This is a genomic window from Schinkia azotoformans LMG 9581 (assembly GCF_000307855.1).
GTDB lineage: Bacteria > Bacillota > Bacilli > Bacillales > Bacillaceae_J > Schinkia > Schinkia azotoformans.
Map to the genome: position 1 here is coordinate 1 of NZ_AJLR01000042.1, position 25,146 is coordinate 25,146.

The 25,146-nt window shown below is 37.5% G+C and carries 22 protein-coding genes; all 22 read left to right on the top strand.

Going from position 1 to position 25,146, the window contains the following annotated elements; translation table 11 throughout:
* The first annotated feature begins 253 nt into the window (after positions 1 to 253).
* The 22 genes from yfmF to hfq all read left to right on the top strand — a co-directional run bounded on the left by yfmF (position 254) and on the right by hfq (position 25,086).
* Positions 254 to 1,528 carry an EF-P 5-aminopentanol modification-associated protein YfmF gene (gene yfmF / locus BAZO_RS05675; RefSeq protein ID WP_039957073.1) on the top strand — a complete coding sequence of 425 codons (1,275 nt, stop codon included), beginning with the start codon at positions 254 to 256 and terminating at the stop codon, positions 1,526 to 1,528.
* 2 nt (positions 1,529 to 1,530) lie between these two features.
* Positions 1,531 to 2,814 (top strand): EF-P 5-aminopentanol modification-associated protein YfmH, encoded by a 1,284-nt coding sequence (gene yfmH / locus BAZO_RS05680; protein ID WP_003330375.1) that lies wholly within the window; start codon positions 1,531 to 1,533, stop codon positions 2,812 to 2,814.
* Positions 2,815 to 2,866: 52 nt separating this feature from the next.
* Positions 2,867 to 3,586: an elongation factor P 5-aminopentanone reductase gene (gene ymfI, locus BAZO_RS05685; RefSeq protein ID WP_003330376.1), complete on the top strand. Its 720-nt coding sequence runs from the start codon at positions 2,867 to 2,869 to the stop codon at positions 3,584 to 3,586.
* A gap of 58 nt (positions 3,587 to 3,644) precedes the next feature.
* On the top strand, positions 3,645 to 3,893 hold the full coding sequence (locus BAZO_RS05690) for a DUF3243 domain-containing protein (RefSeq protein WP_003330377.1): 249 nt from the start codon (positions 3,645 to 3,647) through the stop codon (positions 3,891 to 3,893).
* Positions 3,894 to 4,067: 174 nt separating this feature from the next.
* A complete protein-coding gene (locus BAZO_RS05695; protein ID WP_003330378.1) occupies positions 4,068 to 4,862 on the top strand; it encodes a DUF3388 domain-containing protein in 795 nt (264 codons plus the stop codon).
* Between the two features lie 26 nt (positions 4,863 to 4,888).
* Positions 4,889 to 5,824 carry a helix-turn-helix domain-containing protein gene (locus tag BAZO_RS05700; RefSeq protein ID WP_235786709.1) on the top strand — a complete coding sequence of 312 codons (936 nt, stop codon included), beginning with the start codon at positions 4,889 to 4,891 and terminating at the stop codon, positions 5,822 to 5,824.
* Between the two features lie 133 nt (positions 5,825 to 5,957).
* Positions 5,958 to 6,536 carry a CDP-diacylglycerol--glycerol-3-phosphate 3-phosphatidyltransferase gene (gene pgsA, locus BAZO_RS05705; protein WP_003330380.1) on the top strand — a complete coding sequence of 193 codons (579 nt, stop codon included), beginning with the start codon at positions 5,958 to 5,960 and terminating at the stop codon, positions 6,534 to 6,536.
* Between the two features lie 17 nt (positions 6,537 to 6,553).
* The gene (locus BAZO_RS05710) at positions 6,554 to 7,795 is read left to right on the top strand and encodes a competence/damage-inducible protein A (protein WP_003330381.1); all 1,242 of its coding nucleotides are present in this window, start codon (positions 6,554 to 6,556) and stop codon (positions 7,793 to 7,795) included.
* 179 nt (positions 7,796 to 7,974) lie between these two features.
* A complete protein-coding gene (gene recA, locus BAZO_RS05715) occupies positions 7,975 to 9,018 on the top strand; it encodes a recombinase RecA (protein WP_003330382.1) in 1,044 nt (347 codons plus the stop codon).
* A gap of 294 nt (positions 9,019 to 9,312) precedes the next feature.
* Positions 9,313 to 10,872, top strand: coding sequence for a ribonuclease Y (rny, locus tag BAZO_RS05720; RefSeq protein ID WP_003330384.1), 1,560 nt, complete (start codon positions 9,313 to 9,315; stop codon positions 10,870 to 10,872).
* 105 nt (positions 10,873 to 10,977) lie between these two features.
* Positions 10,978 to 11,778, top strand: coding sequence for a TIGR00282 family metallophosphoesterase (locus BAZO_RS05725; protein ID WP_003330385.1), 801 nt, complete (start codon positions 10,978 to 10,980; stop codon positions 11,776 to 11,778).
* Positions 11,779 to 11,888: 110 nt separating this feature from the next.
* The gene (gene spoVS, locus BAZO_RS05730) at positions 11,889 to 12,149 is read left to right on the top strand and encodes a stage V sporulation protein SpoVS (RefSeq protein ID WP_003211281.1); all 261 of its coding nucleotides are present in this window, start codon (positions 11,889 to 11,891) and stop codon (positions 12,147 to 12,149) included.
* Between the two features lie 146 nt (positions 12,150 to 12,295).
* Positions 12,296 to 13,228, top strand: a complete 933-nt coding sequence (locus tag BAZO_RS05735; protein WP_003330386.1) for a dipeptidase — start codon at positions 12,296 to 12,298, stop codon at positions 13,226 to 13,228.
* 220 nt (positions 13,229 to 13,448) lie between these two features.
* Complete coding sequence (locus BAZO_RS05740) at positions 13,449 to 15,188, top strand: 2-oxoacid:acceptor oxidoreductase subunit alpha (RefSeq protein ID WP_003330387.1); 1,740 nt, start codon at positions 13,449 to 13,451, stop codon at positions 15,186 to 15,188.
* Between the two features lies 1 nt (position 15,189).
* Positions 15,190 to 16,056, top strand: a complete 867-nt coding sequence (locus tag BAZO_RS05745) for a 2-oxoacid:ferredoxin oxidoreductase subunit beta (RefSeq protein ID WP_003330388.1) — start codon at positions 15,190 to 15,192, stop codon at positions 16,054 to 16,056.
* A 210-nt stretch (positions 16,057 to 16,266) separates the two neighbouring features.
* Positions 16,267 to 17,814, top strand: coding sequence for a tRNA (N6-isopentenyl adenosine(37)-C2)-methylthiotransferase MiaB (gene miaB / locus BAZO_RS05750; protein WP_003330389.1), 1,548 nt, complete (start codon positions 16,267 to 16,269; stop codon positions 17,812 to 17,814).
* Positions 17,807 to 18,274, top strand: a complete 468-nt coding sequence (locus tag BAZO_RS05755; protein ID WP_003330390.1) for a YlbF/YmcA family competence regulator — start codon at positions 17,807 to 17,809, stop codon at positions 18,272 to 18,274. Before miaB ends, BAZO_RS05755 begins: the two co-directional genes overlap by 8 nt.
* A 214-nt stretch (positions 18,275 to 18,488) precedes the next feature.
* Entirely contained in the window at positions 18,489 to 19,052 is a 564-nt protein-coding gene (locus tag BAZO_RS05760; protein WP_003330392.1) for an outer spore coat protein CotE, read from the top strand.
* 195 nt (positions 19,053 to 19,247) lie between these two features.
* Positions 19,248 to 21,869: a DNA mismatch repair protein MutS gene (mutS, locus tag BAZO_RS05765; protein WP_003330393.1), complete on the top strand. Its 2,622-nt coding sequence runs from the start codon at positions 19,248 to 19,250 to the stop codon at positions 21,867 to 21,869.
* 8 nt (positions 21,870 to 21,877) lie between these two features.
* Positions 21,878 to 23,752, top strand: coding sequence for a DNA mismatch repair endonuclease MutL (gene mutL / locus BAZO_RS05770; protein ID WP_003330394.1), 1,875 nt, complete (start codon positions 21,878 to 21,880; stop codon positions 23,750 to 23,752).
* Between the two features lie 108 nt (positions 23,753 to 23,860).
* On the top strand, positions 23,861 to 24,817 hold the full coding sequence (gene miaA / locus BAZO_RS05775) for a tRNA (adenosine(37)-N6)-dimethylallyltransferase MiaA (protein WP_003330395.1): 957 nt from the start codon (positions 23,861 to 23,863) through the stop codon (positions 24,815 to 24,817).
* 32 nt (positions 24,818 to 24,849) lie between these two features.
* Positions 24,850 to 25,086, top strand: coding sequence for an RNA chaperone Hfq (gene hfq / locus BAZO_RS05780; RefSeq protein ID WP_003330396.1), 237 nt, complete (start codon positions 24,850 to 24,852; stop codon positions 25,084 to 25,086).
* Positions 25,087 to 25,146 lie beyond the last annotated feature (60 nt).

The window sequence follows — 25,146 nt, forward strand, 5'->3', positions numbered from 1 at the left end:
TAGCAATTCTTAGTTGACTTATCGTAGGGAGGAGACCTGAAGTTTGCTAGGCGATAGGCGCTGGAGCTAGACAATGATGTGAACTCCATTCGGGGTTCTTTTTTGCTTTCACTAGAAATAATTAGTAAGATAGCATTATATTGGGAATACTTATGAGTTTATTTTCGTAAATTTAGACAAAACATAGTGACATATAAGTTAGTAATAGTTATTGAAGCGTGTAGCTAAAAGAGGAGGAAATTAGATGAATCTTATGAAGGAAGAAAGTGTACAATTGGATGGATTTACACTTCATGGGATCGAAACGTTAAAATATAAAACGAATACAATCGTTCTTAAGATGAAGGCCCCACTACAGGAAGATACAGTAACGACAAGAGCGCTTCTTCCCTATGTTCTACAAAGTGGTACTGAAAAATTCCCTTCCACTCTTAAACTGCGAACGAAACTAGATGAACTATATGGTGCATCATTAAATATTGATGTAGCTAAAAAGGGTGAATACCAAATCATTACGATTAGAATGGATATCGCCAATGAAAAATATTTAACAGATCAAACACCATTATTAAAAAACGGATTGGAACTTATCGCTGAGATTCTTTTATCACCTGTTATGGAAAATGGCGTTTTCTTAGGTTCCATTGTTGAAAAAGAAAAAAGAGCACTGAAATCTCGGATCCAGGCTGTATATGATGATAAAATGCGATATGCCAATATGCGCCTCATTCAAGAAATGTGTGAAGAAGAGCCCTATCGCTTAAATGCTCACGGAAATATCAATGACCTAGATAAAATATCAGCCCAAGTATTATATGATTATTATCAAAATGCATTACAAAATGATGAAATCGATCTTTATATCGTTGGTGATATCAATTTAAATTCTGTGAAGGAAGCAGCTGAAAAGGCATTTCGTTTACCGGCTAACCGTGAAAAGCGATTCGTTAAAACGAATGTCGCTCACAAAAAAGTAAGCGATGTAAAAGAGATTATCGAGGAACAGGATATTAAACAAGGAAAACTGCATATTGGCTGCCGTACAAATGTAACGTACCATGATGATGATTACTTTGCCCTGCAGCTCTATAATGGTATTTTTGGCGGTTTCTCTCACTCTAAGCTATTTATCAATGTACGGGAAAAAGAAAGTTTAGCGTATTATGCTGCATCCAGGTTCGAAAGCCATAAAGGGCTATTAATGATCATGAGCGGGATTGAGTTTGCCAATTATCAAAAGGCCGTCAATATTATTAAAGAACAAATGGAGGAAATGAAAAAAGGCAATTTTACGGATGATGAATTCTCCCAAACAAAAGCAGTCTTAAAAAATCAAATTTTAGAAACGATTGACACTCCGAATGGATTAATAGAAGTGCTTTATCATAATGTTGTTGCGGGATTCAGCCGCCCTTTAGATGATTGGCTAACAAAAATTGATGAAGTTACTAAGGATGAAGTGGAAGCGGTCGCTAAAAAAGTCAATCTTGATACGATTTACTTCCTTAGGGGATTGGAGGGAGCATAAACATGGAGAAAATTGTTTTTGATCAACTTAAAGAAACCCTTTTTCACGAAAAAATGGCCAATGGATTAGATGTCTATCTCCTGCCTAAAGAGGGTTTTAATAAAACCTATGCTACGTTTACAACGAAATACGGTAGTATTGATAATCGCTTCGTACCAATAGGTGGGTCGGAGCAATTGAAAGTACCGGACGGAATTGCTCATTTTTTAGAGCATAAGCTTTTTGAAAAAGAAGATGGCGATGTATTCCAGCAGTTTAGCAAACAGGGTGCCTCTGCCAATGCTTTTACATCATTTACGAGAACGGCCTATTTATTTTCAAGTACTTCCAACGTGAAGGAAAATTTAGAAACCTTAATAGATTTCGTGCAAAGCCCGTATTTCAGTGATCAAACCGTTGAGAAGGAAAAAGGGATCATTGGTCAAGAAATTACGATGTATGATGATAATCCTGATTGGCGTGTTTATTTTGGCTTGATTGAAAATATGTATAAAACGCATCCTGTTAAAATTGACATTGCCGGTACGATTGAATCGATTTCGAAAATTAACAAGGATCTGTTATATACTTGTTATGAAACGTTTTATCATCCGAGCAATATGCTCCTGTTTGTCGTTGGTCCTATTAATGAAGAGGAAATGATGAAGTTAATCAGAGATAACCAAAACAAAAAAGAGTTTAAGGAAGCAAAAGAAATTAAACGCTTTTTTGAGGACGAACAAGTTGAGGTGGCAACGGCGAAACAAGTATTAGAAATGCCGGTTCAAACCCCAAAATGTCTTGTTGGTTTTAAAGCAAAGAATCCTACGCGTTCTGGGAAAGAGTTATTAGAGCGGGAGTTAACAATAAATGTTTTATTTGATTTATTATTCGGAAAAAGCTCGGAAAATTATGAGCAGCTTTATAATGATGGTTTAATCGATGATAGTTTTTCTTTTGATTACACGGAGGAATACGGCTTTGGTTTCGCGATGATCGGTGGCGATACAGAAAATCCAGAGCAGCTTGCGGGCCGTCTAAAGGATACCATGCTTCATTTTGATATTAACAGCATTTCTGAGGATTATTTATCAAGAATTAAAAAGAAAAAAATTGGTTCCTTTTTGCGTGCTTTGAATTCACCTGAGTACATTGCCAACCAATTTACAAGGTATCAATTTAATGAAATGAATTTATTTGATATCGTGTCTGTATTAGAAGGGATTCAAATATCCCACTTACAAGAAGTGGCTAATGATCTTTTTGATGAGAAGTGTTTTACCATTTGTGAGGTAGTACCTAAATAAAGAAAAGTGCGCCCATGATATATTTGGGCGCTTTTTTGACGGAGGAACCTATATGGAAAAATGGGCGTTAATTACAGGGGCCAGTGGCGGAATTGGCCAAGCCATTGCACGGACTTTAGCGAATGAGGGGGGATATAATCTTTACTTACATTATCATCAAAATGAACAAGGAGTTCATGAGTTGGCAGGCAGTTTGTCAGTACAATCTAAATTCATCCGTGCCGATTTATCAAGTGTAGAGGGATTTTATCAGTTAACTAAAGCTATCACTCATTCCGTCGATGTGTTAATTTTAAATGCCGGTCTCAGCCATGTTGGATTAATTACGGATGTAACTGATGAGGAAGTACAAAAAATGGTTCAGCTCCATATTACAAGCCCTTTTTTAATCGCAAAGCATACTATCCCTTCTATGGTAAGGAAAAAGTATGGAAAAATCATTGTGATTTCTTCTATTTGGGGTTCAGTTGGTGCGTCCTGTGAAGTCCTTTATTCAATGGTAAAAGGCGGTCAAAATACATTTGTTAAAGCATTAGCGAAGGAATTGGCACCTTCGGGTATTAATGTGAATGGCATTGCCCCAGGAACGATCGATACAAATATGCTGACGTTTTTTTCCGATCAGGATAAACAAGCGATGTTAGATGAAATACCGATGGGGCGATTTGGGAGACCAGAAGAAATTGGCCATGCCGTTTCCTTTCTAATCTCAGAAAAATCCTCCTATATAAACGGTGAAATTTTAAACATAAATGGTGCATGGTTTACGTGAATAATTTCTTGAGAACTTGGCATTATATAAAAGAACAAATCCTTAAGGAGTGATTATGATGTCAGTACTCGATAATTTTGAACAGTGGAAAGACTTTTTGCAAGACAGAATGAACCAAGCTAAGAACAACGGTATGGATCAAAACACAATTTCAGACATTGCAGCTGAAGTTGGAGACTATTTAGCTGGTGAGGTTCAGCCAAAAAATCCAGAGCAAAAACTGTTAGCAGAGCTTTGGAATGTTGCTTCTGAAGAGGAGCAACAGGCAATTGCTAATATAATGGTAAAATTAGTGCAAAAGTCATAATGAGCTCTTTTTTACAGGCTCATCCTTTTAAGAGAGGCTTCTAAAATAGAACCTCTCTTTTGCGTTTTTTGTCGGGATTTGTTTATTATTCTTTTCTATTCCAATAAAATCATTTATTATAGTAGTAGTTGAAAAGCAAACAGGAAAAATCAACCAGAATAAAGGAGGAAGTCCATGGAAAAAGAAGAGTGGTATTTAGAGTATGAGATTGTTGTCAATCGTCCAGGACTCCTTGGTGATATCTCGTCTTTATTAGGTATGTTATCCATTAATATTGTTACAATAAATGGTGTAGAAACTATGCGCCGCGGACTTTTAATTAAATGTGAAAAACAACAGCAAATTGAACGGCTCGAATCCATTCTTAATACAATTGAAAATATAAGAGTAACGAAATTGCGAAAGCCCACATTAAGAGACCGTTTGGCAGTAAGGCACGGCCGCTATATTCATCGTGAAAAGGATGATAAAAAAACATTTCGGTTTGTGCGTGCTGAAATTGGAATTCTCGTTGATTTTATGGCTGAACTGTTTAAGAAAAACGAGCATAAGTTAATTGGCATTCGTGGAATGCCAAGGGTTGGAAAAACTGAATCAATCGTTGCTGCAAGTGTGTGTGCTAATAAAAGGTGGGTATTTGTGTCTTCAACATTATTAAAACAAACCATCCGCAGTCAATTACTTGAAGACGAGTATTACAATGACCATCTGTACATAATTGATGGGGTTGTGTCTTCTAAGAGAGCACCGGAAAAGCATTGGCAGTTAGTCCGGGAAATTATGCGAATGCAGGCAGTAAAGGTTGTGGAACATCCTGATATTTTTGTAAGGCATTCTGAATATACGCTAGACGATTTTGATTACATTATTGAACTTAGAAATGATCATGATGAGGAAATCACATATGATGTTGTCGACCAACAACTTTCTACTGATTCCGGCTTTGGCTTCTCAGCCTTTGATTTTTAACTTTATTCACGAGAAATAAATGGATGGTGTTATCATTGACTGAACTGGGAAAACGTTTAGAGGAAGCTCGAAAACAAAAAAACATGACCCTAGATGAATTACAAACGATTACTAAAATACAAAAAAGATACTTACAAGCAATTGAGGCTGGAAAATATGACATCCTTCCCGGGAAGTTTTATGCAAGGGCCTTTATTAAGCAGTACGCTGAAGCTGTTGGGATAGACCCAGATAAACTTTTTGATGAGTATGCCTCAGAAGTTCCGAAAACTGAAGCAGAAGTGTCAAGTGGACTATCAAGAGTCCAAAAGAAACAAACCTCTGTTTCGAATACTTCTTCCCTGTTTTTTTCCTTGCTACCAAAGATATTGGTTGTTGTCTTGGTGATTAGTGTGCTCGTTTTTATTTGGTTATTTTGGCAAAAACTAGATCTAGCAGATAAAGACGAAGGAAATGCCAGTGGGCCTGTTGTTGAAAGTCAAGAGGATGAAAATGTAACCATTGTAAATCCAAATGATGCAAATGAGGCCCCTGAAGAGCCACAACAGTCGGAAGAAGTACCGGCTGATCTTGATGAAACACCGAATGGAACAGAGCAAGAAGTACCAGAAGTAGAAACGGTACAGCAACAATTAGTACAGGTTGACCAGCGAAATGGGAATTCCCCTACGACGACTTATGAATTGAAAGGTGCGGAACAATTTACAGTTGAATTGACCTCAACAGGTAGAAGTTATGTCGGGATTAAAAATGGTATGGGGAAATCCTTTTATGGCGCTGAACTAAAAGAGGGAGAGAAAGTTTCTTATGATTTCTCCGCAGAACAAGAAATTGAATTTAACATTGGGCGGACTTTAGACGTGGCTGTTAAAATTAATGGACAGGATTTTGAATACCCATTTCCACCAAATGAAAAGGTACATCAAAAAATCAAGATTATATTTAATAAAGCAACACAATAATGGTGATTTAGGCTGTCTAAAATGTGTCTGGCATCCACGAGTAATACCAAATGTAGCTACGTACTGGTATTGTGGATGTCAAAGTTTTTAGGCAGCCACTTTCATGCACAAATAAATGAACGGAGGAACAATCTTGAATTTACCTAACAAAATTACAATTTCAAGAATCATACTTATTCCAATTTTTTTAATTTTTATGCTGGTTCCTTTTAATTTTGGTGAAATATATATTATTAATGAATCCACCCCTGTTTCTCATTTCATTGGTGCACTTATTTTTATACTCGCGTCTACAACAGATTGGATCGACGGCCATTTAGCGAGAAAGCATAACCTTGTTACGAATCTGGGAAAGTTTCTGGATCCATTGGCTGATAAACTGCTTGTTTCTGCTGCGTTAATAGTATTAGTTGAATTACAGCTTGCTCCTTCATGGATGGTGATTGTGATCATTAGCCGTGAATTTGCTGTTACAGGGTTACGATTAGTGGCCGCCGGGGAAGGGGTAGTAATGGCAGCGGGACAAATGGGGAAATTGAAAACTGTTTTTCAAATTATCGCGATTTCCGCTCTTTTACTTCATAATGTTCCTTTTATTGGCTTTGGAATTCCTTTAGGTGATATCACTTTATGGATCGCTGTTATTTTAACAATTATTTCTGGTTGGGATTATTTTGCTAAAAATATGCACGTTTTTAAAAGCTCAAAGTAAAAGGGGGGAATACTTTAATGAATGCTGAGATTATTGCTGTTGGAACGGAGCTGCTTCTAGGTCAAATTGCCAATACGAATGCTCAATTTCTTTCGATAGTGCTTGCCCGTATTGGAATAAACGTATTTTATCATTCTGTTGTCGGTGATAATCAAGCACGGTTAATTGAAGTGATTGAAACAGCAAACAAAAGGTCGGATTTAATTATTTTTACAGGTGGACTTGGGCCGACCAAAGATGATTTAACGAAAGAAACAGTGGCTTCAGTTCTATCCCTAAGGCTAGCCGAGGATTCAAATGTTCTCAATAAGATTGATAGCTATTTTAAGAGACAAAATAGGCAGATGACTGAGAACAATAGAAAACAAGCTTTAGTTATTGAGGGTTCAACCGTTCTTCAAAATGATTTTGGAACGGCGCCCGGTATAGCTTTATCTAAAAATGATCGAATTTATATGCTTTTTCCTGGACCACCATCTGAATTAAAACCGATGTTTAACAATTATGGTCGGCCTTTTTTGCTTGAACAACTCGAAATTAAGGAGCATATCGAATCAAGAGTCTTAAAGTTTTTTGGTATTGGTGAGTCACAGCTTGAAACTGAGGTTTTGGACTTAATTGATGCCCAGTCCAATCCTACAATCGCCCCTTTAATAGAGGATGGGGAAGCGACTTTAAGGCTAACGGCTAAGGATTTATCCTTCGAGAAAGCTACAAAGATGCTCGATGAGGTTGAAAGGGCAATTCAAAATCGTGTCGGTCAGTATTTTTATGGATATAACGGCTCGACCCTTTATAAGGAAGTCTTTGAGTTATTGAAAACAAAGAAGATGACAGTTTCAAGTGCTGAAAGCTTAACCGGCGGTGGTTTTGCAAATGAATTAACTAATTTTGCGGGGTCCTCTAGTGTTTTCAAAGGAAGCATTGTCTGTTACGATACAGAGGTTAAACGAAATATCTTGAAGGTCCCAAATGACGTTATTGCGGCTCACGGAGTTGTAAGCCAGGAATGCGCCCAATATATGGCCGAAAATGTTAGACAATTATTAAATACCGATATTGGAATTAGCTTTACGGGGGTAGCAGGACCTGATAAACAAGAAGGGAAGCCGGTTGGAACTGTATTTGTTGGTATAGCTATCAATGGGAAAAAGACAAAAATTTTTACGCTAAACTTAGCGGGGAGCCGCAGCGGGATTCGAACAAAATCCGTAAAGTATGGATATTTCCATTTATTAAAAATTTTATCGAGAATCTGAAAAATTAAAAATTCAGAGGGTTTTCCTTCTGAATTTTTAATTTTGCTCTAGAGAAAATTGGATTTCTTTATACTTTTTACCATGAAAATTTAACGAATAAACGTTCGATAAAAAGTTGGCAAAATGAAAAAAAACAGGTATGATAGTGGTAGTTTAGTAGAAGGAGGAATTAATTTTAAATGAGTGATCGTAAAGCTGCCCTCGAAAGGGCATTAAAAGACATTGAAAAACAGTTTGGTAAAGGCTCGATTATGAAACTAGGAGAGCAAGCTGAAAGAAAACTAGCAACGGTATCAAGCGGTTCATTAGCACTTGATATTGCGCTTGGAGTAGGCGGATATCCGCGTGGAAGAATTATCGAAGTGTATGGACCAGAAAGCTCAGGGAAAACAACTGTAACTCTCCACGCGATTGCAGAAGTACAAAAGCTAGGTGGTACAGCGGCGTTTATCGATGCCGAACATGCGCTTGATCCTGTTTATGCAGAAAAGCTAGGTGTAAATATTGATGAGCTGCTTTTATCCCAACCGGATACAGGGGAGCAGGCATTAGAAATTGCTGATGCTCTAGTACGCAGCGGTGCAGTTGATATAATCGTAATTGACTCTGTTGCGGCATTAGTGCCAAAAGCTGAAATCGAAGGCGAAATGGGTGACTCCCACATGGGGTTACAAGCGCGTTTGATGTCACAGGCATTACGTAAATTATCAGGTGCCATTAACAAATCCAAAACAATTGCTATATTCATTAACCAAGTTCGTGAAAAAATTGGAGTTATGTTTGGAAACCCCGAGACTACTACTGGAGGTAGGGCGTTGAAGTTCTACAGCTCTATTCGTCTGGAAGTTCGTCGTGCTGAAACAATTAAACAAGGCAACGAGATGGTCGGAAGCAAAACAAAAATAAAAGTAGTAAAAAATAAGGTAGCGCCACCATTTAAAACAGCAGAAGTAGATATTATGTACGGTGAAGGTATTACTAGAGAAGGAGAACTGATAGATATTGCATCAGAGCTTGATATTATTCAAAAAAGCGGTGCATGGTACTCCTATAATGAAGAGCGCTTAGGTCAAGGTCGAGAAAATGCAAAGCAATTTCTTAAAGAAAATCCTGACCTTTATGTAGAAATACGCGATCTAGTGCGTGCTCACTATGGATTAGATAATCCGGTGGCAGTAGCAGAAGCAGAAAACGCAGCTGCCCAAGAAGAATTATTTGAATAATTGTATTGCAAAAGAAGCGTTCGTTACAGGATGCTTCTTTTTTGTTGTCTAGCGCAAGCAGCAGGCGCTTACGCTTTTCTATGCTGCCTATAGACATTACTTGACAATGGCCATATCCACAATTACAATTAGTATGTATAATTTCACTATTTTTAGATATTGAAAATTATGGAAACTATGTGCTGTATGTTGAAATTATGATGTAAGGAGCGCAAAACTTACATCGGAAAAAGAATGAATTTGATCATTCATGAAAGAAAGATGTACAAGTCGATAGCAAGAGGAGGTGAAATGATGGACCTAATTACTATCATCTCCATTTTGCTGGCCATACTTGTCGGTGCAGTTGTTGGTTATTTTGTTAGAAAATCCATTGCGGAAGCTAAGATTACAAGTGCAGAGCATGCGGCGCAGCAAATTATCGAAGATGCTAAACGTGATGCTGAAGCATCTAAGAAAGAAGCGCTTCTTGAAGCAAAGGATGAAAATCATAAAATTCGTACAGAAGCGGAGCGAGAAATCCGTGAACGAAGGAGCGAGTTACAGAAGCAAGAAAATCGTTTGATGCAAAAGGAAGAGACTCTTGACCGGAAAAGTGAAAGCTTAGATAAACGCGAAGCAACACTTGAAAAGAAAGAAGATTCTCTTGTTAAAAGACAACAGCATATTGAAGAGTTGGAAAGCAAAATGGATGAAATGGTTCGTCAACAACAAGCGGAACTCGAACGAATTTCTGGATTATCTAAGGATGAAGCTAGACACATTATCATTGAAAATCTTGAAAAAGAGCTTTCATATGAAACTGCAGTTATGATAAAGGAAAACGAGAATCGCATTAAAGAAGAATCAGACAAAAAAGCGAAGGAAATCCTATCATTAGCCATCCAAAGATGTGCTGCGGATCATGTTGCAGAGACAACAGTTTCTGTTGTTAACTTACCTAATGACGAAATGAAAGGACGTATTATCGGACGTGAAGGACGAAATATACGGACGATTGAGACGTTAACAGGAATCGATCTGATTATTGATGATACTCCGGAAGCTGTAATTTTATCCGGCTTTGATCCGATTCGTCGTGAAACTGCAAGATTGGCTTTAGAAAAACTAGTTCAAGATGGACGTATTCATCCAGCTCGAATTGAAGAAATGGTAGAGAAATCTAGACGAGAAGTTGATGAATATATTCGTGAAGTCGGAGAACAATCTACGTTTGAGGTTGGTGTTCATGGTTTACATCCTGATCTAATCAAAATCTTAGGTAGATTAAAGTATCGGACAAGTTACGGGCAAAACGTATTGAAGCACTCTATGGAGGTAGCTCACCTAGCTGGTTTAATGGCTGCTGAATTAGGTGAAGATATCACTCTTGCCAAACGAGCAGGTCTACTTCATGATATCGGAAAAGCAATTGACCATGAGGTCGAAGGAAGTCACGTTGAAATTGGTGTTGAACTTGCAACGAAGTATAAAGAACATCCAGTAGTAATCAACAGTATTGCATCCCACCATGGTGATACGGAAGCTACATCAATCATTGCCATTTTGGTAGCTGCTGCTGATGCCCTCTCTGCTGCAAGACCAGGTTCTAGAAGTGAGACACTCGAGAACTATATTCGCAGATTAGAAAAGCTAGAAGAAATTTCTGAGTCATATGAGGGTGTAGAAAAATCATTTGCAATTCAGGCTGGTCGTGAAATTAGAATCATGGTGAAACCTGATACGGTTGATGACCTACAAGCCCATAAATTAGCTAGAGATATTCGAAAGAGAATTGAAAGTGAATTGGACTATCCTGGTCATATTAAAGTGACCGTTATACGTGAAACTCGAGCAGTCGAGTACGCAAAATAGAAAGAAGTGGTGAATTTATTCACCGCTTCTTTTGTTTTTGACAATAATAAAACATTATGTAAAACTTACAATTATTATGACTTGAAAGAAGATAGGAGTTACTAAATGAGAATTTTGTTTATTGGAGATGTTGTAGGTTCACCCGGAAGAAATATGATTAACACTTACGTACCTAAATTGCAAAAAAAATATAAGGCCCATGTAACCATTATTAACGGAGAAAATGCAGCCTCGGGAAAGGGAATAACCGAAAAAATATATCGTTCATTTTTAGAAGTTGGTGCCAATGCTGTAACACTTGGAAACCACTCTTGGGATAATAAAGAAATCTTTGAGTTTATTGAAGACGCAAAATATTTGGTAAGGCCTGCTAACTTCCCTGATCAAACACCAGGAAAAGGCTATTGTTTCTTAAACCTGAATGGAATCGAAATAGCTATCATAAATTTGCAGGGAAGAACGTTTTTGCCGCCGCTCGATTGTCCATTTCAAAAAGCGGATGAATTAATAAAAGAAATACAAAAGAGAACCAATATTATTTTTGTAGATTTTCATGCTGAAGCAACAAGTGAAAAACAGGCCATGGGCTGGTACTTGGATGGGAAGGTTTCCGTAGTAGTTGGGACCCATACACATGTGCAAACGGCGGATAACCGAATTCTTCCCAATGGAACTGCCTACATAACAGATGTAGGGATGACAGGGCCGTATGACGGCATTCTTGGGGTCGAAAGGGAGGCTGTATTAAAAAGATTCTTGACGAGTCTTCCGGTAAGATTTGAAGTAATGAAAGGCCGAGAGCAACTAAGCGGGGTTGTTGTCGACGTAGATCCGAAAACAGGAAAAGCACAAAAAATCGAACGAATATTAATAAACGAAGATCATCCGTTTTTGAGTGAATTTTAAAACTTTTTAGAAAAATAATAGGGATTAAGCAGGAATAACTGGGAATTTCGTGAATATAGTAGAGAGGAAAGATTAAATGATCTACTTATTCATACGAGGAGGAACCAGGAATGGAAATATTAAAAGTTTCAGCAAAATCTAATCCTAATTCTGTAGCTGGAGCACTTGCGGGGGTTTTACGTGAACGAGGCGCCGCTGAGATACAAGCAATTGGTGCAGGTGCCCTAAACCAAGCCGTAAAGGCGGTTGCGATCGCACGAGGGTTCGTTGCACCAAGTGGAGTCGATTTAATATGTATTCCTGCTTTTACAGATATTTTGATTGACGGCGAAGAGAGAACAGCAATTAAATTAATTGTTGAACCTCGCTAGATTTTTTTGAAAACTAAAAATAATAATTTCCGTAGGGGCGTCTATTGACTTGCAGCCAAATAAATACTAATAGTTGTTTATTAGTATGGGGTGCTTGGAGAGTTTAGACAGCCCCTTATTTTGCATGGAAAAAGGAGGACTTCCTTATGATGAAAATCTTTGATGCCCACTGTGATGTTTTGTATAAAATGTGGCTTAATAACAAAATTTCTTTCAAAGACAGTGATATCCTTCATGTAAACTATGAAAATTTAGTGTTTGCAGGAAGCAAAGTCCAATGTTTCGCCATTTATATACCGGAAAGCGTCAGGTTTGAAGATCGGTTTAATGTTGCCTTAGAAATGGTTGATATTTTTTATGAAAGAGTTTTAAATGACATCTGTCCAAAGATGAAACTGGTGCTGGAAAAAAAAGATATACTTCAACTGCATAAAGATGAAATTGGTGCAATTTTAACTTTAGAAGGTTGTGATGCAATCGGCCATGACTTGGTAAGACTAAAAACACTTTATAGGCTCGGAGTCCGTTCAGTTGGTTTGACTTGGAATCTCGCAAATGCCGTGGCAGATGGATGTCGTGAACAGAGAAATGGAGGTCTTTCGAATTTCGGGATCGAGGTGGTGCAATTAAATAATGACTTAAAAATGTGGACAGATGTTTCCCATTTAAGCGAAAGATCCTTTTGGGATACAATTGAGCTAGCACAGTTTCCAATCGCCTCACATTCCAATGTTTATTCCTTATTTCAACATCCACGCAATTTGAAGGATGACCAAATAAAGGCAATAATTGAGAAAAAGGGGATAATTGGCATCTCCTTTGTTCCGTATTTTCTTAGTGAAAATTATCAGAATACACATATTAAAGATATCCTCAACCATATCGATTACATTTGTTCTTTAGGGGGCGAAAAAAATATTGGCTTTGGTTCTGATTTTGATGGAATTGATGATACTATCAATGGTTTAGAGGATTATCGAGGCTATAAGGTGCTTGTTGAAGAGTTACAAAAACAATATTCAAATGAGCAGATTTCTAAATTTTGCTATCAAAATTTTGTAGATACCTTTCCAAATTAAACCCTACGAAATTTATATACACAAAATTGTCAAAAATGTGTTTCTAAGGGTTGATTTTTTCATTTTATACGTCTAGAATTGAATACGTTTAGTACCCTTCCATATACTGAATATTAATCAAATAGCTTAGTTAATTTTACATAGGTGCTATATGGAATCGTGCTACACTTAAAATCGTTGAAACATTTATCATAAATGTACATCAAAAGGGGTGTAAGAGATGATCAATCAACTTTCATGGAAAGTTGGCGGACAACAAGGGGAAGGAATCGAGAGTACTGGGGAAATTTTTGCTATTACTCTTAATCGATTAGGTTACTATTTATACGGTTATCGCCACTTTTCTTCCCGTATCAAAGGCGGCCATACAAACAACAAAATTCGTGTAAGCACGACCGAAGTTCGATCTATCTCTGATGATCTTGATATCTTAGTAGCATTTGATCAAGAGACAATCGATGTGAACTTTCATGAATTACGTGAAGGCGGCGTTGTAATTGCTGATTCAAAATTTAACCCTGTAATACCTGAAAACTCAAATGTAACTTTCTATTCAGTGCCGTTCACAGATATTGCTACTGAATTAGGTACTTCTTTAATGAAAAACATGGTTGCAGTTGGTGCATCATGTGCTGTACTTGAATTAGAGGTTGAATCATTCAGAGAAGTAGTTGAAGAGATTTTTGGCAAAAAAGGGCAACAAGTTGTTGAAAAAAATATGGAAGCCATCCAAAAGGGCTATCAATATATTAAGGATCAAGCAGGTGAATCGCTATCTACAATGAAGCTTGATAAGGCTGATGGTAAGAAGCGCTTATTTATGATTGGTAATGATGCAATCGCAATGGGCTTTGTTGCCGGTGGCTGTCGTTTTATGTCTGCCTATCCAATTACACCAGCTTCAGAAATTATGGAGTATTTAATCAAAAAGCTTCCAGAATACGGTGGTACTGTAATTCAAACAGAAGATGAGATTGCTGCGATTACAATGGCAATCGGTGCTAACTATGGTGGTGCTCGTGCCATTACTGCTTCTTCAGGCCCTGGACTTTCATTAAAGGCTGAAGGTATTGGTCTTGCAGGTATGACTGAAACACCTGTCGTTATCGTTGATACACAACGTGGGGGTCCAAGTACAGGATTGCCGACTAAAGTTGAACAATCTGACTTAATGGCCATGATCTATGGAACTCACGGGGAAATTCCTAAAATCGTTCTTGCACCAAGTACTGTTGAAGAAGCGTTTTTTGATGCAGTTGAATCATTAAACCTTGCTGAAGAATATCAATGTCCTGTTATCTTATTAACAGACCTTCAATTATCTTTAGGTAAACAGACAGTTGAACCTTTAGATTTCTCTAAAGTAGAAATTCGTCGTGGGAAGCTTGATCTTAATGCTGAGCTTGTTGCTGATGGGCCAGATGGAAACTTCAAGCGTTACCGTGTAACTGAAGATGGAATTTCACCACGTGTAGTGCCTGGAATGAAAAATGGTCTTCACCATATGACTGGTGTTGAACACAGCGAGATCGGTAGACCTTCGGAAGCTCCGAAAAACCGTAAAGAGCAAATGGACAAGCGTTTCCGTAAGCTCCAAAACTTAAAAGTTAAAAATCCTGTTCATAAAAATGTAAAACATGATGAAGCTGATGTATTAGTGCTTGGATTTAACTCAACTCGCGGTGGTATCGAAGAAGCAATGGTTCGTCTTGAAAATGACGGTCTTAAAGTAAACCATGCTCAAGTACGTTTAATTCACCCATTCCCAGTTGAAGAAATTCAACCGTTAGTTGATTCAGCTAAGAAAGTTGTCGTTGTTGAACATAATGCGACTGGGCAGTTAACACAAATCCTTAAGTTAAACGTAGGAAATCACAACAAGGTAGAAAGCTTATTAAAGTATGACGGAAATCCATTCCTACCTAGTGAAATTTACAACAGTATTAAGGAGTTGTTATAAGATGGCAACATTTAAAGATTTTCGAAATAGTGTAAAACCAAACTGGTGTCCAGGATGTGGAGATTTCTCCGTTCAAGCTGCAATCCAACGTGCTGTTGCCAATGTAGGTGTCGAGCCGCATGAATTTGCGCTTGTCTCAGGAATCGGATGTTCCGGACGTATTTCAGGATATATTAATTCTTATGGAATTCATGGAATCCATGGCCGTTCATTACCAATTGCCCAAGGTGTAAAAATGGCTAATAAAGATTTAACAGTTATTGCTGCCGGCGGTGACGGTGATGGTTTTGCAATTGGTATGGGTCATACTATTCACGCAATCCGTCGTAATATTGACATGACATACATTGTAATGGACAACCATATTTATGGTTTAACAAAAGGTCAAACATCACCTCGCAGTGATTTTGGTTTTAAAACAAAGAGTACGCCTAAAGGTTCTATTGAACAATCTATCCAAGCTATGGAAATGGCGTTAACAGCTGGTGCAACATTCGTAGCACAAAGCTTCTCAAGTGATTTAAAAGAATTAACTGCTATCATTGAAGCAGGTATTCAACATAAAGGTTTCTCTTTAATTAACGTATTCAGTCCTTGTGTAACTTACAATAAGGTGAACACATACGATTGGTATAAAGAAAACCTTAAGAAATTAAGTGATATTGAGGGTTATGATCCTTCAAATCGTAATATGGCAATGCAAACATTGATGGATAATCATGGTCTTGTAACTGGAATTATCTATCAAAACAAAGAACAAAAATCTTATCAAGAGTTAGTTCATGGTTATAGTGAAACACCACTTGTTCATGCTGACCTTAAGATTTCTGAAGACCAGTTCAATGAATTAGTAAAAGAATTCATGTAATATAGAAAAGCTCAAAGCTAGTTTAGCGAAGTTTACGAGTCGCTGGGTGCTGGAGCTAGACAAAAAGCTGATCCTTTGGGTCAGCTTTTTTGGTTACTGTGATGTGTGGTATTGTTAATTTGCGGTTAAACATATATACTATGTAATTGGTGTATTATTTATTCTAAAAACTTCAAAATAGGGTTCAATAAATATAGGAAGGAGATTTACATGAACGAACAACAAAGATTGCAAGGTCAACAAATAAAGACAGCTGATCCTTCGGACAAAAAATCCGAAAAGGATTATGCTAAATATTTTGAGACAACCTACCAACCACCATCATTGAAGGATGCTAAAAAACGTGGTAAAGAAGAGGTTATCGTCCATCGTGGCTACGATATCCCTGAAGATATGATGGAAGTCGGTAAAGAAAAGAAGTTCTACATTCGTACGTACGGCTGCCAAATGAATGAACATGATACTGAGGTCATGGCCGGTATTTTAACAGAAATGGGCTTTGAAAACACGGATTCTACTGAAGAAGCAGATATTATCCTATTAAACACTTGTGCAGTTCGTGAAAACGCTGAAAATAAAGTGTTTGGTGAAATTGGACATTTGAAACAATTAAAACGAGAAAAACCGGATCTAATTTTAGGTGTTTGCGGCTGTATGTCCCAAGAAGAAGGTGTTGTTAACCGACTCCTTCAAAAACATCAGCAAGTAGACCTGATTTTTGGAACACATAACATTCACCGTCTTCCACAGCTTCTAAAAGAAGCCATGTTTGGCAAGGAAAGAGTAGTTGAGGTTTGGTCTAAAGAAGGCGATGTAATCGAAAACCTGCCTAAAATTAGAAATGGTAAAATAAAAGCATGGGTTAATATCATGTATGGCTGTGATAAATTCTGTACGTACTGTATCGTACCGTATACAAGAGGGAAAGAAAGAAGCCGCCGTCCGGAAGATATTATTGATGAAGTTCGCGATTTAGCCCGCCAAGGTTATAAGGAGATTACCTTATTAGGGCAAAACGTAAATGCCTATGGAAAAGATTTTGAAGATATGAAATATGGTCTGGGTGATTTAATGGATGAAATCCGTAAAATCGACATCCCGCGTATCCGCTTTACAACAAGCCATCCACGTGATTTCGATGATCATCTCATTGAAGTTTTGGCTAAAGGCGGTAACTTAATGGACCATATCCATTTGCCAGTTCAATCTGGAAGTACAGAAATGTTAAAAATTATGTCTCGAAAATATACGAGAGAACAATATTTAGAGCTAGTTCGCAAAATTAAAGAAGCGATTCCCAATGTTTCATTAACAACCGATTTAATCGTTGGATTCCCAAATGAGACAGATGAACAATTTGAAGATACCTTGTCATTATATCGTGAAGTAGAATATGATAGTGCTTATACATTTATCTATTCCCCACGTGAAGGTACTCCAGCTGCCGATATGGTTGATAATGTTCCAATGGAAGTGAAAAAGGAACGTCTGCAACGATTAAATGCTTTAGTGAATGAAATTTCTGCTAAGAAAAACAAACAATATCAAGATAAGATTGTTGAGGTTCTTGTTGAAGGGGAAAGTAAAAACAACCCGGAAATTTTAGCAGGATATACTAGAAAAAATAAACTCGTTAACTTCAAAGGTCCTAAGTCTGCAATTGGTCAAATTGTTAAAGTAAAAATTACAGATGCTAAAACATGGTCATTAAATGGAGAAATGGTAGAAGAAACGGTGGGGGTAACTTATAATGGCTAAATTTACGAAATCACAAGTAGTAGAAAAAGCGGAAGAGCTTGCAAAATTAATTGCTGAAACAGAGGAAGTTGAATTTTTTAAGAAAGCTGAAGAAGCAATCAATAAAAATGAAAAAGTTCGCAGGTTAATGAGTGATATTAAAAGTTATCAAAAGCAAGCGGTGAATTTCCAACACTATAATAAACCTGAGGCATTAAAGAAAGTTGAAGAAAAATTGGATGCTTTAATGGCTGAATTAGACGAAATTCCTGTAGTTACAGAATTCAAGCAATCACAAGTAGTTGTGAATGATTTATTACAACTTGTTTCAAGCACAATCTCACAAACAGTAACAAATGAGATCATCTTATCTACTGGCGGTGACCTTTTACAAGGAAAAACTGGTTCAGAGCCTGGCTGCCATCAAGAGGGCGGTTGTGAGCATGATCATTTAATTCCTGAAGAAATGAAACAAAAATAGGCTCATATAATGTAGGAGATCGGCTAAATCGTCGGTCTCTTTTTTAATGCAAAAATAAAAAGATGTAATTGGGCACATATCTCAAATTCTGCGCATAGAATGAACTAAAGGTCCGAATAATTCGAGAATTTATCGATAAAGAATTTTTTTGCACACTGGTCATTCGCCCTGCATAAGATGAAATGGAACATAAGAATGAGGAGGTAGTGCTCATATGTCAACAAGAGGAGAGCATGAATTTCGATTTAGAGAGATAATTACAAAAGCAGTTTGCGGTAAAGGTCGTAAGTTTACTCAATGTACGCACACAATTACACCTTCTCACAGACCAACTAGTATTCTTGGTTGTTGGATTATTAACCATGAATATGACGCTAGGAAGGCTGGGGATCATGTAGAGATTGAAGGTTGCTACGACATTAACGTATGGTATTCTTTTAGTGACAATACAAAAACAGAGGTTGTTACAGAAACTGTACATTATACAGATGTTGTTCGTCTATCATCTAAAGATGAAAACTGTATATCCGATGATTTGGAAGTCATCGCAAGAGTATTACAGCAGCCTAATTGCCTAGAATGCTCGATTTCACCAAACGGCAATAAAATCGTTGTTCAAGTTGAACGCGAGTTTGTTGCAGAAGTCATTGGTGAAACGAAGGTTTGTGTAAAAGTTTATCCTGGTGTTGGTGAGGATGAAATTGTAGAGGATGAAATTGTAGATGAGGAGTTCGAGGATTTAAATCCGGACTTTTTAGTAGCTGGTGAAGAAGAATAGGAACTAGGAAGATACACCTTCCTAGTTTTTTTGTACTGTCTAGGATTATAATTGAGGGTAGGCAGTATAAGAAAGAATATCGAGGGCCTTTAGTCATACTTTTAAGTTCTTCCACCATTTTGAGTGGTAAGTCGTGTCTTTCTAATGCTATAATTTAAAGAGACTTTTTTTAGAAGGAATATTGGGGGATTTTACATGGCACAATATACGCCAATGATACAACAATACTTGTCAGTAAAGGCACAATATATGGATGCCTTTTTATTTTTTCGTTTAGGTGATTTTTACGAAATGTTTTTCGATGATGCCATTAAAGCGTCGCAGGAATTGGAAATAACTCTTACAGGCCGGGATGGAGGAGTAGAAGAAAAAATTCCTATGTGCGGTGTTCCGTACCATTCTGCTGAAAATTATATCAATCAATTAATTGAAAAAGGCTATAAGGTTGCAATCTGTGAACAAGTGGAAGACCCGAAGTCGGCCAAGGGAGTGGTGCGCCGAGAAGTTGTTCAGTTAATTACTCCCGGCACGGTTATGCAAGGAAAAGTTATTGATGAAAAAGAAAATAACTATATTGCAACGATTACTGATTTTAATGATGGAACATATGGTTTTGCGTATATCGACCTCACTACCGGAGAAGGTCAAATTACAATGATTACCGGTGACTGGCTTGACGTTGTCAGCGAAATTTATTCCGTTGGTGCAAAAGAGATTGTTGTTTCTGCTAATCATTCTGAGCAGCAATTACAAGAATTGAGGGATCGAGCGAATGTAACGGTCTCTGTTGAAGAGGATATTACAATTCCTAAAGTCTTGTATGAAACTAGCAATTTACTCGAACAAACAAAACTTAAGGATACGTTAGGTCGCCTTTTGCAATATTTAGTAAAGTCACAAAAGCGCTCACTCGACCATATTCAACCTGTTGTCTATTATGAAGCGAACCAGTATATGAAACTGGATATTCATTCAAAGCGAAATCTTGAACTTGTTGAAACCATCCGTACAAAAGGAAAAAAAGGCTCATTTTTATGGCTTTTAGATTCAACTGTAACAGCAATGGGTGCTCGAAGACTGAAACAATGGATTGAACGGCCTCTTCTCTCGAAGGTAGAAATAGAAAACCGTTTGAACATGGTAGAAACCTTATTGAAAAACTTTTTTATCCGCCAAGAATTACAAGAAGCTTTAAAACCTGTCTATGATTTGGAACGGCTCTCAGGGCGTGTGGCCTATGGAAATGTCAATGCCCGTGATTTAATACAGTTAAAAAAGTCATTACAACAGGTGCCTATCATTTTAGGATTAGTAGAGCAGCTTCAAAACTCTTATGCGGATGCCCTTTTGCAAAATATGGATCCCTGTGAATCGCTATTCCAATTAATCGAAGCGGGGATAAATGAAAACCCTCCACTTTCAATTAAAGAAGGGGACATTATTAAAGATGGTTATAATGAAAAGCTAGATACGTACCGGGATGCCGTCAAAAATGGGAAGCAGTGGATTGCCCAGCTTGAGATGAAAGAAAGGCAGGAAACAGGGATTAAGACACTGAAAATAGGTTATAACCGTGTGTTTGGTTATTACCTTGAAGTCACAAAAGCGAATATCCATCTGCTGCCGGAGGGACGTTACGAGCGAAAACAAACGCTCGCCAATGCAGAAAGATATATTACCCCTGAACTAAAGGAAAAAGAAGCGATCATCCTAGAAGCAGAGGAAAAAATCGTAGACTTAGAATATGATTTATTTGTTCAAATACGAGAGCAGGTCAAAACGTATATTCCAAAGCTGCAGAAATTAGCTAAGATCATTAGTGAAATTGATTGTTTACAAAGCTTTGCTCAAATCAGTGAAGAATATCAATATACGAAACCGGAGTTTTCTAATGATAGAAAAATCGTCATCAAGGAAGGCCGCCATCCGGTTGTTGAAAAAGTATTGAATTCACAAGTGTATGTTTCAAATGATTGTTATTTAGATTCAGAAAGTGAAATGCTCCTTATCACCGGCCCTAATATGTCGGGTAAAAGTACGTATATGCGGCAAATTGCATTAACCGCAATCCTGGCTCAAATCGGATGTTATGTTCCTGCACAAAAAGCAGTCCTCCCTATTTTTGACCAAATTTTTACTAGAATTGGAGCAGCTGATGATTTAGTTTCAGGGCAAAGTACGTTTATGGTCGAAATGCTGGAGGCAAAAAATGCAATTACGAAAGCGACGCAAAACAGCCTTATTTTGCTTGATGAAATTGGACGAGGTACATCAACGTACGATGGCATGGCATTAGCGCAAGCGATTATTGAGTATATTCATCATGAAATAGGGGCAAAAACATTATTTTCTACCCATTACCATGAATTAACGAGCCTTGAACAATCACTTGAAAGACTAAAGAATGTACACGTTAGTGCGATCGAAGAAAATGGAAAAGTGGTCTTTCTTCATAAAGTAAAAGATGGTGCTGCAGATAAAAGTTATGGGATCCATGTTGCCGAGTTGGCAGAACTTCCTGAGAGATTAATCAAACGAGCCAAAGAAATATTGGACGAGCTTGAACATGGACATAAATCAAACGAACCACCTGTTCCGACTAAGGAACCTACTATTCGGACTGATGAAGATGCGGGGCAGCTGTCATTTTTTACTGTCGTTCAAGAAAAACAAGATCGGAAACCAAAGCATACCACCAATAAACAGGAAGAAGATGTACTAAAAACATTGCAGTCCATTAATCTGTTGGAAATGACACCGCTTGATGCAATGAACGAGCTTTATAGACTGCAAAAATTAATGAAGTCAAAAATTTAGGTGATATTGTGGGAAGAATAAAGCAATTAGATCATCAATTATCCAATAAAATCGCAGCCGGAGAAGTAATTGAACGACCAGCATCTGTTGTTAAAGAACTTGTTGAAAATGCAATTGATGCAGGTTCTACTAGAATAGAAATTCATGTAAAGGAAGCCGGATTATCGGAAATTCGAATTATCGATAATGGTGATGGCATTGAACCGGAAGATTGTTTGTTGGCATTCGAGCGCCATGCTACAAGCAAAATCAAGGATGAAAATGACTTGTTTCGAATTCGGACACTTGGGTTCCGCGGAGAGGCCTTACCAAGTATTGCGTCTGTTTCTGTATTGGAAATGAAATCCTCAACAGGTGAAGGACCAGGAACGTATATAAAGCTAAAAGGTGGACATATTGAAATCCATGAATCGACGGCCAGTCGAAAAGGAACCGAAATCATTGTAAGTAATTTGTTCTTTAATACACCGGCACGATTGAAATATATGAAGACCGTCCATACTGAATTAGGTAATATTACGGATTATCTCAATCGAATTGCTCTCGCTCACCCGGAGATTTCCTTGCAATTAACACATAATGGCAATAGAATCCTATTTACTAGCGGAAATGGCGATGTCTTACAGGTTCTAGCCTCAATCTACGGGATGTCGATTGCCAAGCAAATGCTTCCATTAAAGCTTGAAAGCATTGATTTTGAGGTGAAAGGATACATCGCCAGACCTGAAGTAACAAGGGCATCAAGAAACTATATCTCAACCATCATTAACGGTCGTTTTATTAAAAATTATGCACTCGCAAAAGCAATTCAGGAAGGGTATCATACACTATTACCAATAGGCCGCTACCCAATTGTATTGCTAAATATTGAAATGGACCCATTATTAGTTGACGTCAATGTTCATCCAGCTAAGCTCGAAGTACGCCTTAGTAAAGAACATGAACTATGTGACCTAATTACTGAGGGGATCAAGACTGCTTTTCGAAAACAAACGTTGATTCCAGATGTTTTAAAACCGAAAAAAGAGCCTAAGCGGCCTGTGTCGGAGCAACAAACGATATCGTTTGAGCACAGATTCCCTGACACCCTTATAATGGAGCGGCCACTGCAAGAGGTAATCGAAACCAAGGCCAATCCATTTCATGAACCAGCAGAAGAAGTAGAAGCGGAAGAAGAGGCTTTTGGTCATGATGAAGGTAGTATCGATGTAGATATAAAAATTCCTGGCCAGGATTCAGATTTTGACCTTCCTAGCGATTTTGACTTTGCTTCTTTAAAACCGGAGATTGTAGAGCCTGAACGTGTTCCACCGCTCTATCCAATTGGACAAATGCATGGAACCTATATTTTGGCCCAAAATGAAAAAGGCTTATATCTTATCGATCAACATGCTGCTCAGGAACGGATTAAATATGAATATTTTAAAGAAAAAGTAGGGCAGGTTGAACCGGAAGTTCAAGAATTGTTATTTCCATTAACCCTTGAATATTCTAAAAACGAAACTTTTATTATTGAAGAACATCTAAGTCTTTTAAAAAGTGTGGGTATATTTTTAGAGCCATTTGGCGGAGGAAGCTATATCATTCGTTCCCATCCACAATGGTTTCCAAAGGGTGAGGAAAAAGAAGTCATTGAAGAGATCATCCAGCAGGTCCTCACTAAGAAAAAAGTAAGCATTCATGAATTGCGCGAAGCAGCAGCGATTATGATGTCTTGTAAAGGATCGATAAAAGCGAATCGACATCTACGTAATGATGAAATCTTCGCTTTACTTGAAACATTGAGAAAGACAACGGATCCGTTTACTTGTCCACATGGAAGACCGATTATTATTCACTTTTCGACGTATGAGATGGAAAAGATGTTTAAACGGGTGATGTAGAAAAGTTCTTTTGCAATCTAAAAAGGTGAATGAAAGTTTGTATTAATGCCAACAATTGTTTATTATGGATTTAGAGACCATTTCTTACTTACTAAGGTGACCTTTATAATGAAAAAGAAAGTAATAGCGATTATCGGGCCAACAGCAGTTGGAAAAACAAAAATGAGTATTGAATTAGCTAAAGCGCTTGACGGTGAAATCATAAGCGGAGATTCAATGCAAATTTATCGGGGGATGGACATTGGTACAGCGAAGGTAACTGAAGAGGAAATGCAAGGCATACCCCATTATCTTATTGATATTAAAGATCCTCTTGAGGAATTTTCTGTTGCAGAATTTCAAGGCCGGGCAGCTAATTTGATTGATGAGATTAGCGGGAAAGGAAAAACACCTATTATTGCCGGTGGAACAGGACTTTATATCCAATCTATTCTTTATAATTATAATTTTTCAGTTGCAGAATCCAACCCTGAATACCGTTTATTCCTAGAAAAACGGATTGAAACAGAAGGAATCGATGGTGTATATAATGAACTGAGGATGATTGATCCTGAAAGCTGTGATCGAATCCACCCCAATAATGTAAGGCGTGTGATCAGGGCGTTAGAAGTATACCATGAAACGGGTTTAACGATGACTGAGTATCTACAAGAGCAGGAATATGAAGCCCCTTATGACCATCAAATTATCGGCTTAACAATGGAGCGCAGTCTCCTTTATGAACGTATAAATAAAAGGGTAGATATGATGGTGAACCAGGGCTTGATAAAAGAAGTAAAGGCATTGTATGAAACTGGAATTAAAGATTGTCAATCGATCCAAGCAATCGGTTATAAAGAGCTATATGATTATTTTAATGGAAAAGTTTCAAAGGAAGAAGCCATTGAGCTATTAAAAAGGAATTCAAGGAGATATGCGAAAAGGCAGTTAACTTGGTTCCGAAATAAAATGGATGTCGAATGGTTCGATATGTCTGGGGCTGTTTTTGATGCTAATCTATTTGAACAGAAGATTCAAGAAATTTTAAAATTAGTAGCAGGAAAGCTTCAGCTTAAAGCGAAATAGATTATTAAAGAAAGAGAAGAGGAGGACTGTTCATGAAACAATCCATAAACATTCAAGATCAATTTTTAAATCAGCTTCGCAAAGAAAATATTGCCGTTACCGTTTTTTTATTAAATGGTTTCCAGTTGCGAGGCACAATAAAAGCATTTGATAATTTTACTGTTTTATTGGATACAGAAGGAAAACAGCAAATGATTTATAAACATGCTATTTCCACTTTCTCACCTCAAAAAGCTGTGCAAATTGATTTAGAGGGAACACAACAATAATTATGAAAATAAGGCTGCTATCCTATTAAAGGACGCTGCCTTATTTTTTTTTGATTTTTT